The sequence below is a fragment of the Rhodococcus sp. Leaf225 genome (assembly GCF_001426145.1).
Classification (GTDB): Bacteria; Actinomycetota; Actinomycetes; order Mycobacteriales; family Mycobacteriaceae; genus Rhodococcoides.
On sequence record NZ_LMRN01000010.1, the window covers coordinates 26,341 to 37,979 of the forward strand.

The window sequence follows — 11,639 nt, forward strand, 5'->3', positions numbered from 1 at the left end:
CCCCGGCAGCCCAGGATGTATCCATGACCCACGCCACCGCGTCCGCCCAGCTGTCCGAGATCTGGCGAACCCGACCCGTGCGCCTGCCCGATCAGGGCCCCGGTGCCGGTGTCGCCGCCGGAATCGGCCACCGCTACCGCGTCGACCCCGTTCTCGTCCGTGTCGCGTTCGTCGTCTCCACCCTGTTCGGTGGATCCGGCCTGGTCCTGTATCTCGCTGCCTGGCTGGTGCTTCCGCGCCGCGGCGACGTCGTGTCGCCGGCGGAGTCGCTGCTCGGCCGCGGCCGCACGTCGGACTCCCACACGACGGCCGTGGTGCTGTCCGTCGCTCTCGTCATCTCGGTCCTCACGGTCGGACCACTCGGAATGGGATCGGGGCTGGTGTCCACGATCGCCATGCTGGGGGCCCTGTACCTGCTGTTCCGTCGGACTCCGAACGCGCCGACACCGGCCGAGCTCGCCGGCACTCCCCTCTCCGCGCACGATCCGGCTGCACAGCAGTGGAACGCCTACTCGACGCTCCCCGACCAGTACGTTCCGGAACCCGCCGCCCACCCCGCGCCCGTCTCGTTGTCGAAGGACGACCCGGACACACCGTCCACTCCGCCGCCGCCGAGCTGGGATCCTCTGGGAGTCGCCCCGTTCGCCTGGGACCTCCCCGAACCGGGTCGGCCCGTTCTCCCGGTCCCCGCACCGACGCGGAAGTCGCACCTGACGTCCACGGTGATTGGCCTCGCCATAATCGCCTCCGCCGTGACCATCGGCATCGGCGCCGCCACGGGCGCCGCCGTCGTGACCGCTCCCCGTGTCGGCGCGGTGGCGCTGACCGTCGTCGGCATCGGACTGATCATCGGCGCGTTCCTGCGGCGCGGCTACGGCTTGCTCGTTCTCGCGGCCCCGCTCGCCGGGTTCGTCCTCGTGTCGTCCCTGGTCGACGTGCAGGACCTGCGCGGTGTCGAGTCGCCGAACATGGGCAACGTGACGATCGCGCCCACGTCGATGGCCGCGCTGGCGCCCGCGTACGAGTCCGGTGTGGGGAACTTCGTCCTCGACCTGCGCGGGCTCGACCTCACCGAGGACCGCACCGTGACCGTGGAGAAGGCCGTCGGCAACACCGAGATTCTGCTGTCACCGACCATGAACGTCGTCACTTACTGCAGTAGCGCCGTCGGCAACGCGAACTGCATCGGAGCCGGCGGGGTCGACGGCGGATCCGACGGGACGGCAGGACCGACCCTGACCATCGAGGCCAGCACTGCGCTGGGAAATCTGGAGGTGCACCGTGACCGATGAGACCGGACACGACACGAGCGGTACCGATCGCCGCGGACCCTCACCGGTCCTGCTGATCGCCGGTGTGGCGGCACTGCTGCTGGCGATCCCGACGCTCGTCGGCGCGGACCCCACCGCGATCGTCGCCGGCGCCGCGTCGGGCTGGACCCTGGTGATCGCCGCGATCGTCGTCGGCGTGGTCCTCGTCCTGGCACCCGTCAGGCGCCGGAAGTCCCGCTCGCAGTAGAGCTCTCGCCGTTCGACCGCAGGCGGTCCGCCGCCGGGCTCACTCCCATTCGATGGTGCCCGGCGGCTTGCTCGTCACGTCGAGCACCACCCGGTTCACCTCGCGCACCTCGTTGGTGACCCGGGTGGAGATCCGTTCGAGCACGTCGTACGGCAGCCGGGTCCAGTCCGCGGTCATCGCGTCCTCGCTCGACACCGGACGCAGGACGATGGGATGACCGTAGGTCCGGCCGTCGCCCTGCACACCCACACTGCGGACGTCGGCGAGCAGCACCACGGGACACTGCCAGATCTGGGAGTCCAGACCCGCCATCGTCAGCTCCTCGCGGGCGATGGCGTCGGCATGGCGCAGCGTCGCCAGGCGATCGGGCGTCACGGATCCGATGATGCGGATGGCCAGACCCGGGCCGGGGAACGGTTGCCGCGCCACGATCTCCTCGGGCAGGCCGAGCTCCCGGCCGACGGCGCGGACCTCGTCCTTGAACAGCAGCCGGAGCGGCTCCACGAGCGAGAACTGCAGATCCTCGGGCAGACCGCCGACGTTGTGATGGCTCTTGATGTTGGCGGTACCGCTCCCGCCGCCGGACTCGACCACGTCCGGGTAGAGCGTGCCCTGGACGAGGAAGTCGATCGACTCCCCGTGCGCCGCACTGTCACCCAGTTCCGCGCTCACCGCACCCTCGAACGATCGGATGAACTCGCGGCCGATGATCTTGCGCTTGGTCTCCGGATCCGAGACGCCGTCGAGCTCGCGCAGGAAGGTGTCCACGGCGTCCACCGTCACCAACCGGGCGCCGGTGGCGGCGACGAAGTCCTGCTGGACCTGCTCGCGCTCTCCCGCTCGCAGCAGTCCGTGATCGACGAACACACACGTCAGTCGGTCACCGATCGCGCGCTGCACCAACGCCGCGGCGACCGCGGAGTCGACACCGCCGGAGAGACCACAGATGGCCCGGCCGTCGCCCACCTGCTCGCGCACCTGCTCGACCAGCGCGTCCGCGATGTTCGCCGCCGTCCACGTCGGCGCGATGCCGGCGATGTCGTGCAGGAAACGGGACAGCACCTGCTGACCGTGCGGGGAGTGCAGGACCTCCGGGTGATACTGCACCCCGGCGAGGCGTCGCGCCCGGTTCTCGAAGCCGGCGACGGGGGCGCCGGCACTGGTCGCCACGACCTCGAAACCCTCGGGAGCTTCGGTGACGGCGTCGCCGTGACTCATCCACACGGGCTGCGTCGACGGCAGCCCGTCGTGCAGCGTTCCGCCGGAGACGTCGATGTCGGTGCGCCCGTACTCGCGGGTGCCCGTGTGGGTGACCGTGCCACCCAGCGCACCCGCCATCGCCTGGAAGCCGTAGCAGATACCGAAGACCGGGACGTCCAGGTCGAACAGCGCCGGATCGAGCTGCGGCGCACCTTCGGCGTAGACGCTCGACGGACCACCGGACAGCACGATCGCCGCGGGCTTCTTCGCCGCGATCTCGTCGACCGTCATCGTGTGCGACACGACCTCGGAGAACACCCGTGCCTCACGGACGCGCCGCGCGATCAACTGGGCGTACTGCGCGCCGAAGTCGACGACGAGCACCGGATTCGCGTTCTCGAGGGGCGGGACGGGATCCTGCTGCGGGGAGTCGGTCACGCGCACAGTCTAGAGAGCGCGTCCGCCCTCATGCCGCGCCGGTGCTGCCCGCGTGGCTGGCGACCCGCGTCGAGGACGGCGGCGTACTCGTCGGCGTCCGGATCTCGACGATGGGCAGCACGAGCGCCGCCGGTGCGTGCGCGGGAACCACCGGGCTGCGGGGTGCGATGGGCTCGATGCGCTCGTACGGCAGACCCTGCGCGGGCCGAAGGTCCTTCTCCCCCTTGTTCGGCCACAGCGACGCGGCCCGCTCGGCCTGCGCGCTGATGGTCAGCGAGGGATTGACGCCCAGGTTGGCGGACACCGACGAGCCGTCGACGATGCTCAGCGTCGGGTAGTTGTGCACGCGGTGGTACGGGTCGATGACGCCGTTCTCGACGTCCTCGGAGATGACGCAGCCGCCGAGGAAGTGCGCGGTGAGCGGGATGTTGAAGACCTCTCCCCACGTCCCGCCGGCGATACCGTCGATCTTCTTCGCGATGCGCCGAGTGGCCTCGTTGCCCATCGGGATCCACGTGGGGTTCGGCTCGCCGTGTCCCTGCCGGCTGCTGACGTGACGACGCCCGAACGGACCACGCTTGGTGAAGGTGGTGATGGAGTTGTCGAGGTTCTGCATCACCAGCGCGATGATGGTGCGCTCGCTCCAGTGTCGCGTGTTCATCATGCGCAGGAACCGGACGGGGTTCTTGACCACCTCGGCGAGGAACTTGAGCCACCGCGGCGTGCGGCCGCCGCCGTCCGTCATGAGCGTCTGCAGCAGGCCCATCGCGTTCGAGCCCTTGCCGTAGCGGCACGGTTCGATGTGCGTGTCGGCACTGGGGTGGAACGACGACGTGATCGCGACACCGCGGGTGAGATCGATGGACGGGTCGTAGGTCAGCTTGCCCGCGCCGACGATGGACTCCGAGTTGGTGCGCGTCAGGCGCCCGACCGTGGGCGAGAGGTTCGGCAGCGAACCCGTGTCGCGGAACTTGTGCATGAGCTGCTGGGTGCCCCACGTGCCGGCGGCGAGGACGACGTGCCCCGCGGTGTAGGTGGCACGGCCCTTACGCAGGCGGGCACCGGTCCGCTCGGTGGACACGACCCACGAGCCGTCCGGTCGCGGTGTCAGGTCGGTGACGGTGGTCATCGGCACGATGTCCGCGCCGGCCTTCTCCGCCAGGCCGAGGTAGTTCTTGAGCAGCGTGTTCTTGGCGTTGTGGCGGCAGCCCGTCATGCACTCGCCGCACTCGATGCAGCCGGTGCGGTCCGGGCCCATGCCGCCGAAGTACGGATCCGGCACGGTCTTGCCGGGCTCGTCGCCGAAGAACACGCCGACGGGCGTCTGGATGAAGGTGTGGCCGACGCCCATGTCGTCCGCGACGGACTTCATGACGTGGTCCGCCGGGGTCATGTGCGGGTTCTGCACGACACCGAGCATCTTCTGCGCCTGCTCGTAGAACGGCGTCAGCTCGGAGTGCCAGTCGGTGATGTGCGACCACTGCTGGTCCTGGAAGAACGTCCGCGGCGGCTGGTAGAGCGTGTTGGCGTAGTTCAGCGACCCGCCGCCGACACCGGCGCCGGCCAGGATGAGGCAGTCACGCAGCAGGTGGACGCGCTGGATGCCGAAACAGCCCAGCTTCGGCGCCCAGAGGAACTTCTTCAGGTCCCAGCTCGTCGCCGCGAACTCGTCGTCCTCGAACCGACGCCCGGCCTCCAGAACGCCGACCGAGTACCCCTTCTCGACGAGCCGCAGCGCCGTGACACTGCCACCGAAGCCGGACCCCACGACGAGGACGTCGTAGTGCGGGGTGGCGCTCGTCGTGGTTGTGTCGCTCATCGAGACCTCCTGATAGACCCGGACGTGATCGGTACCACGATACCGTACGTGTGAATCCGGGTGACAGGAACTGGTCGCGACTATCCGCGAATGTTGAGGCCCACCTTCTGGAACTCCTTGAGATCGGAGTAGCCCGACTTGGCCATCGACCGTCGCAGGCCGCCGACCAGGTCCAGCGAGCCGAACGGGTCCGTCGACGGACCGGACAGGACGCGGTCCAGCGACGGACGGTCCTCGCCGAACGACACGGGCAGGAACGCACCGCGCGGCATCGACGGGTGCGCCGCTGCCGACGGCCAGTACCAGCCGCGGCCGGGAGCCTCGTCGGCCAGGGCGAGCGGTGCGCCGAGCACAGCGGCGTCCGCACCGCAGGCGATGGCCTTCGCGAGATGACCCGATGTCGAGATCCCGCCGTCGGCGAGCACGTGCACGTACCGGCCGCCGGTCTCGTCCAGGTAGTCACGACGGGCGGCGGCGGCGTCGGCGATCGCGGTGGCCATCGGGACACCGATACCGAGGACCTCGCCCGTGGTGGTGGCACCCTCGGTGGATCCGTAGCCGACGATGACACCCGCGGCGCCGGTCCGCATCAGGTGCAGGGCGGTGCGGTGGTCGCTCACGCCGCCGGCCACGACGGGAACGTCGAGCTCGGCGATGAACGTCTTCATGTTGAGCGGTTCCTCGCTCGGGTGTCCCACGTGCTCCGCGGAGATGATCGTGCCCTGCACGACCAACAGGTCGATGCCCGCGGCCACCAGTGCCGGAGTCAGCGACCGTGCGTTCTGGGGACTGACGCGCACGGCGACCGTGACACCGGCCTCCCGCACCTGCGCGACGGCGGCGGCCAGCAGATCCGGCTGCAGGGGTGCGGCGTGGAGCTTCTGCAGCATCTTCACCGGCGCGTCCGCGTCGACGTCCGATTCCGCGAGCTCGACGAGCTGATCGATCACCGACTCCACGTCGGCGTGGCGGCTCCACAGGCCCTCACCGTTGATGACGCCGAGGCCACCGCGCTTGCCCAGCTCGATCGCGAACGACGGAGACACCAACGCGTCGGTCGGGTGCGCGACGATCGGGATGTCGAAGCGGTAGGCGTCCAGTTGCCATGCCGTCGACACCTCCTTCGACGACCGGGTACGCCGGGACGGGACGATGTCCACGTCCTCGAGCTCGTACGTCCGTCGAGCCGTGCGGCCCATGCCAATTTCCACCAGGTCGCGCACGCGCGTCCTCTCTCGTAAGCCTCCCGGACCTCGTGGGTCGGGTGGCGCTCGACTCCGGCCGGAATCGAGTCAGCGGGCAGTGTAGTTCGGTGCCTCGACGGTCATGGTGATGTCGTGCGGGTGGCTCTCCTTGAGTCCGGCAGAGGTGATCTGCACGAACTGCGCCTCCTGCAGCTCCTCCACCGAGTTCGACCCCGTGTAGCCCATCGCGGCCCGCAGTCCGCCCGTGAGCTGATGGATGACCTGGGACAGCGGGCCTCGGAACGGCACGCGCCCCTCGATGCCCTCGGGCACCAGCTTGTCCTCGGCCAGCACGTCGTCCTGGAAGTAGCGGTCCTTGGAGAAGGACTTCGTCGCGCCGCGTCCCTGCATGGCGCCCAGCGAACCCATGCCGCGGTAGCTCTTGAACTGCTTGCCGCCCACCAGGATCAGCTCACCGGGCGACTCGGCGGTGCCCGCGAGCAGGGATCCGAGCATCGCGGTGGAAGCGCCGGCGGCGAGAGCTTTGGCGATGTCACCCGAGAACTGCAGTCCGCCGTCGGCGATGACGGGCACACCGGCGGCCTTGCACACCGCGACCGCCTCGAGGATGGCCGTGATCTGCGGGGCACCGACGCCGGCGACGACGCGGGTGGTGCAGATGGAACCGGGACCCACGCCCACCTTCACGGCGTCCGCACCCGCCTCGACCAGGGCGCGCGCTCCCGAGCGGGTGGCGATGTTGCCGCCGACGACCTGGACACGCTCGCCCACCTCGGCCTTGATCTTGCTGACCATCTCGAGGACCTGGGAGTTGTGCCCGTGCGCCGTGTCGACGACGAGCACGTCGCACCCTGCCTCCGCGAGAAGCATCGCGCGGGACCAGGAGTCGTCGCCGACGCCGACGGCGGCACCGACCAGCAGGCGACCGTCGCGGTCCTTGGTGGCGTAGGGGTGCTGCTCGGTCTTGACGAAGTCCTTGACGGTGATCAGACCGGTGAGCCGGCCGTGTCCGTCGACGATGGGCAACTTCTCGATCTTGTGACGACGCAACAGGCCCAGCGCGGCGTCGGCCGTGACACCCTCGCGCGCGGTGACCAGTGGAGCCTTGGTCATGACCTCCGCGACGGTGCGGTTCTGGTCGACCTCGAACCGCATGTCGCGGTTGGTGATGATGCCGACCAGTTCGCCGCGCTCGTCGGTGACGGGCAGGCCGGAGATGCGGAACTTGGCGCACAGCGCGTCGACCTCGGCGAGCGTGTCCGACGGCGAGCACGTCACCGGATCCGTGACCATGCCGGCCTCGGACCGCTTGACCACCTCGACCTGCGCCGCCTGATCGGCCGCGGACAGGTTGCGGTGCAGGACGCCCATACCGCCGGCGCGAGCCATGGCGATGGCCATGCGTGCCTCGGTGACGGTGTCCATGGCGCTGGACACCAGGGGGACGCGCAGCCGGATCTCGCGGGTGAGCTGGCTGGACGTGTCCACCTTGCTCGGAATGAGATCCGATGCGGCGGGTATGAGGAGAACGTCGTCGAAGGTGAGGCCCAGCATGGCAACCTTGTTCGGGTCGTCGCCACCGGTGCGGACACGGGTCGCCTCGACGCGGGCGGTCGAGTCCTCTGCGGCGGTCACGGGCCTGTCGGGGGTACTCATACGGATCGGGCCCTCCTGAGCTGCGGTCGATCGATGTGCGAGCCGGGGACTTCCCTCGTCCGCTCGCGGTACATCGTATCGGTCCCCCGCCCGGCGCAGGTCACCCCGTGCGCCGGAGGCCGCCGGACCCCCGCGGAGCCGTGTAGCGCTGGCGCAGACCGGCACTTGCTGCGTACCGTGGACGTGTGCGCGATCAACTGCCTCCAGGTCTGCCGCCGGATCCCTTCGCCGGCGATCCAGCCGACCCCTCGGCCGCCCTCGACGCCATCGAGCCCGGACAGCCCCTCGATCCCCAGGAACGCCTGGCGGTCGAGGAGGATCTCGCGGATCTCGCCGTCTACGAGGCACTGCTCGCCCACCGCGGCGTGCGAGGCCTCGTCGTGTGCTGCGAGGACTGCCAGCAGGACCACTACCACGACTGGGACATGCTGCGTGCGAACCTGCTGCAGCTGCTCGTCGACGGCACGGTGCGTCCCCACGAGCCCGCGTACGACCCCATTCCCGACGCTTACGTCACGTGGGACTACTGCCGCGGGTACGCGGATGCGTCCATGAACGACGCGCTCCAGGGCGACGGGTACGACTCCTAGGACGTCGGCGCGCGACACCACCTCACGACGAAGGCCCGCAGACAGTGTCTGCGGGCCTTCGTCGTGCACGTGGTCGGTGACTCGAGGTCAGTTGGGCACCACGGACGTGTCCGGGGTGACCGCCGCCGTCGTCGACGGCACGGGCATCGGTGCCCGCAGGATCTCCGGCGGGATGGTGACCGTGGTGGTGGGCGCCTGCGGGAAGAACGGCAGGTCCGTCGGCAGCGGGAACGGCAGCTGGATGTCGGTAGGCAGCTGCGGGATCTCCGTCGGGAGCGGGACCTGCGGGAGCTGCAGACTGGGATCGACGGGGATCTCCGGGATGATGTCCTGCGGCACGGTCGGAACCGTGGTGACCGGCGTGGTCGGCAACGCCGGCGGCGGAACGGCGGCCGGCGCTGTCAGCTTCGCCAACTCGTCCGACAGGCGCGTCCACCACATCTGCAGCTGGGCACGCTCGTCCTCGTCGCGAATGCTCTCCGTGCGCTGTGCGGCCTCGGCCAGACGAGTCTTGGCCGTCTCCGCGTCACCACGAGCGAGCAGATCCTCGACCTCCTGCAGCGCCGACGTGGTGTCGACCTGCGCGACCGTCGAATCGGCCTGCTGGGTGAAGACGACCTCCTTCACCTTCCACAGGGGATCGCCCGGCATCGCGCTGTACGAGAACGCCGTGACACCACCCGCGAGGAACGCGACGGCGGCCGCGGCACCGGCGACGGGGCGCAGGAAACGCATCCGGCTCCGCGTGCGCTGACGGTGCAGCGCGTCCTCGGCCAGCGCGAGATCGATCGCCGCAGCGACCTGATCGAGATCGGGACTCTCGGGGAGCGGGTCGGCGAGGATGTCGGAACGCCATTCGGCCAGCAGACTGGCCAGGCGATACTCGTCGGAGTCGACGGTCGCGACGGGACCGTCGCTCGCGATCGCATCGATGAGCGCGTCGTCACGGCGCACGGCCATGATGTCGACGGGGCCGGACGACTCGAGGTCGTCGACGGCTCGGGGATCGACGCCACCTGCGCCGGAGGCGTCGGGGCGGCCGGTGGCTCCGTGTCCGGAGGCGCCGTGCCGAGAATCTCCAGCGCTGCCGCGCCACGAGTCCCTAGCCATACTTGTCACCTGCTCCCACTACTTCGTTCTTCAGCTTCGCTATTGCCCGGTGCTGCGCCACACGAACGGCGCCTGCGGTACTACCCACGGCGGCGGCCGTCTCCTCTGCCGACAACCCGACCACCAACCGGAGCACCAGGATCTCGCGGTGTTTCTCCGACAGCGTCGACAGCAGTTCGTTCATGCGGCGTCCTGCCTCCGAATCCAGCGCCCGTTGCTCGGGGCCGTCCTCGATGGACATGACATCCGGTACATCGGCCATCGGTTCGGATTTGTTACGCGACGAGCTGCGATGGGCGTCCGCGACCTTGTGCGATGCGATCCCGTACACGAACGCCATGAAGGGGCGGCCCTGGTCCTCGTAGCGCGGCAGCGCTGTCATGACCGCGAGGCACACCTCCTGGGCGACGTCGTCAGCAGACAGCTGACCCCTCTCACCTGCACCGACGCGCGCCCGGCAGTACCGGACCACGATCGGCCTGATGGTTTCGAGGACGACGGAGAGAGCCCTTCGGTCGCCGCGAGCAGCTGCGGCGACGGCCGAGTCCAGCCCCTCACCCGTGGCAATCATCGTCAGAGTGTTTCCCACCTCACATCGGGCCCGCTCCGGAATCGAGCGCGCTTCCTCCCGGTCCCCGACGGCCCGGTGCGGAACCTCTCAAGGATAGTCGCCGCCCGACGCGGCTCGACCGAACCGTACGGTTCGGTCACGAGAATTGCCCACCGCGTGACCGGATCGCAACCTCGAACCCTCGTCGGACAGCGCCGGCGTCGCGGTCGCCGCACGCTTCGGACAAGCAGGCGGAGGCCCACGCGAGCGGGAGCAGGTCTGCGGCGACGGCGTCGTCGCGCACCGCGCGCGCTGCCGTCGCGGCGCCCGCGTGATCACCCCCCACCAGCAGGGCCGCGGCGTGCACCACACGGGACTTGACGAGGTGCCGCGGCGACCGGAACTCCCGTGCCGCCCGAACGGATGCCTCCGCCGCGTCGAGGGCGCGCCGCGCGTCACCCGACGCCATCGCCACCTCCGCACGGACCCACAGCACGCGGAGAGACACTCGCTGGTGCCCGGGCCGGGTGGCGAGCACCGACTCCGCCCGGGCGAGGAGGACGTCGGCCCGCGCGAGGCGGCGGGGACCGATGGCATCGGCGGCGAGACCGACGAGGGCGTCGACGGCGGCGTCGACGTCGATCGCCCGGCGCGGACCTGTCCCACGGGAGAAGCCGCTGTCGACGAGCGCCGCGCCGTCACGCACCGCGGCGTCGGTGTGGCGGCCGAGTTGGCGCAGCAGCGACCCCTCGAGGCTCGCGCCCAGGGACCGCACGGCCGGATCGGCGTCGCGCCGCAGCGACCGGGCCCCGGTGAGCGAGGCGGCGTACCACCCGCGGGCCCCGGCGTCGACGGCCTCCGACCACCGTGTCAGGAAGTCCGGACCGGGCACGGGAGGACACGAGGACTGCACGGGAAACAGAATAGTCTTCGGGCGTTATCCAGGAATTTACACACGAAATGTCACGACATTTCCGGGCACAGTGTGTCGGTGTCTTGTCGACGATGTGACAGGGACATTACGAGGACTCCCCTACCGGCTCGACACCAGAGAAAAGTGTCGTCCGAGTTAATTAATGCCTGCTCGGAGTATGCAGATCACCACGATCGAGACTGTTGACGGTGAAACTCGCCCGGCTCTACGGTTGCGACAGATCGTGAACTGCACCAGAAGAATTCACGACCGTGCGTGAGAGTCCTAGGAGTACACAATGCCCCAGCCCAATCACCTTCCCGGACCCAATGCCGATATCTGGGATTGGCAGATGCACGGATCGTGCCGCGGCGAGGACTCGTCGATGTTCTTCCATCCCGATGGTGAACGAGGACGAGCGCGAGCGCAACGCGAGATGAAGGCCAAGGAGATGTGCCGCGCGTGCCCCGTCCTCGCCCAGTGCCGGAGCCACGCGCTCGCCGTGAGCGAGCCGTACGGCATCTGGGGCGGCATGTCCGAGACCGAGCGAGAGGTCTTCGCGCGGCGCAACCGTCGCCGTCTGGCCTCCTGACCCCACGAACGAGCGAGGCCCCACCGGACAGTGTCCGATGGGGCCTCG

The 11,639-nt window shown here is 69.5% G+C and carries 11 protein-coding genes; 4 read left to right on the forward strand and 7 right to left on the reverse strand.

The genetic code is table 11. The annotated features are described in order from the left end of the window. Nucleotides 1-23 precede the first annotated feature (23 nt). The gene (locus tag ASG69_RS09270) at nucleotides 24-1,292 is read left to right on the forward strand and encodes a PspC domain-containing protein (protein ID WP_056442483.1); all 1,269 of its coding nucleotides are present in this window, start codon (nucleotides 24-26) and stop codon (nucleotides 1,290-1,292) included. Beyond that, entirely contained in the window at nucleotides 1,282-1,518 is a 237-nt protein-coding gene (locus ASG69_RS09275; RefSeq protein ID WP_056442488.1) for a hypothetical protein, read from the forward strand. The genes ASG69_RS09270 and ASG69_RS09275 overlap by 11 nt, the downstream gene beginning before the upstream one ends. Nucleotides 1,519-1,557: 39 nt before the next feature. Here the strand turns inward: ASG69_RS09275 and guaA are convergent, their stop codons facing one another. The 4 genes from guaA to guaB all read right to left on the reverse strand — a co-directional run bounded on the left by guaA (nucleotide 1,558) and on the right by guaB (nucleotide 7,734). Continuing rightward, the gene (gene guaA, locus ASG69_RS09280) at nucleotides 1,558-3,156 is read right to left on the reverse strand and encodes a glutamine-hydrolyzing GMP synthase (RefSeq protein WP_056442621.1); all 1,599 of its coding nucleotides are present in this window, start codon (nucleotides 3,154-3,156) and stop codon (nucleotides 1,558-1,560) included. Nucleotides 3,157-3,184: 28 nt separating this feature from the next. Further along, nucleotides 3,185-4,975, reverse strand: coding sequence for an FAD-dependent oxidoreductase (locus ASG69_RS09285; RefSeq protein WP_056442491.1), 1,791 nt, complete (start codon nucleotides 4,973-4,975; stop codon nucleotides 3,185-3,187). An 80-nt stretch (nucleotides 4,976-5,055) separates the two neighbouring features. After that, on the reverse strand, nucleotides 5,056-6,198 hold the full coding sequence (locus ASG69_RS09290; RefSeq protein ID WP_027503786.1) for a GuaB3 family IMP dehydrogenase-related protein: 1,143 nt from the start codon (nucleotides 6,196-6,198) through the stop codon (nucleotides 5,056-5,058). A 69-nt stretch (nucleotides 6,199-6,267) separates the two neighbouring features. Beyond that, on the reverse strand, nucleotides 6,268-7,734 hold the full coding sequence (gene guaB, locus ASG69_RS09295) for an IMP dehydrogenase (protein WP_027503787.1): 1,467 nt from the start codon (nucleotides 7,732-7,734) through the stop codon (nucleotides 6,268-6,270). A gap of 287 nt (nucleotides 7,735-8,021) precedes the next feature. Between guaB and ASG69_RS09300 the strand changes: the two genes are divergently transcribed. After that, nucleotides 8,022-8,426, forward strand: a complete 405-nt coding sequence (locus tag ASG69_RS09300; RefSeq protein ID WP_027503788.1) for a DUF5319 domain-containing protein — start codon at nucleotides 8,022-8,024, stop codon at nucleotides 8,424-8,426. A gap of 87 nt (nucleotides 8,427-8,513) precedes the next feature. Here the strand turns inward: ASG69_RS09300 and ASG69_RS09305 are convergent, their stop codons facing one another. From ASG69_RS09305 to ASG69_RS09315, 3 genes are all read right to left on the reverse strand, one after another. Next, entirely contained in the window at nucleotides 8,514-9,536 is a 1,023-nt protein-coding gene (locus tag ASG69_RS09305; protein WP_056442493.1) for an anti-sigma-D factor RsdA, read from the reverse strand. After that, nucleotides 9,529-10,107, reverse strand: coding sequence for a sigma-70 family RNA polymerase sigma factor (locus ASG69_RS09310; protein WP_027503789.1), 579 nt, complete (start codon nucleotides 10,105-10,107; stop codon nucleotides 9,529-9,531). Before ASG69_RS09310 ends, ASG69_RS09305 begins: the two co-directional genes overlap by 8 nt. A gap of 136 nt (nucleotides 10,108-10,243) precedes the next feature. Beyond that, the gene (locus tag ASG69_RS09315; protein WP_056695750.1) at nucleotides 10,244-10,999 is read right to left on the reverse strand and encodes a hypothetical protein; all 756 of its coding nucleotides are present in this window, start codon (nucleotides 10,997-10,999) and stop codon (nucleotides 10,244-10,246) included. A gap of 298 nt (nucleotides 11,000-11,297) precedes the next feature. On the opposite strand from ASG69_RS09315, the gene ASG69_RS09320 reads away from it, so the two are divergent. Further along, nucleotides 11,298-11,591 (forward strand): WhiB family transcriptional regulator, encoded by a 294-nt coding sequence (locus ASG69_RS09320; protein WP_037183820.1) that lies wholly within the window; start codon nucleotides 11,298-11,300, stop codon nucleotides 11,589-11,591. Nucleotides 11,592-11,639: the final 48 nt, after the last annotated feature.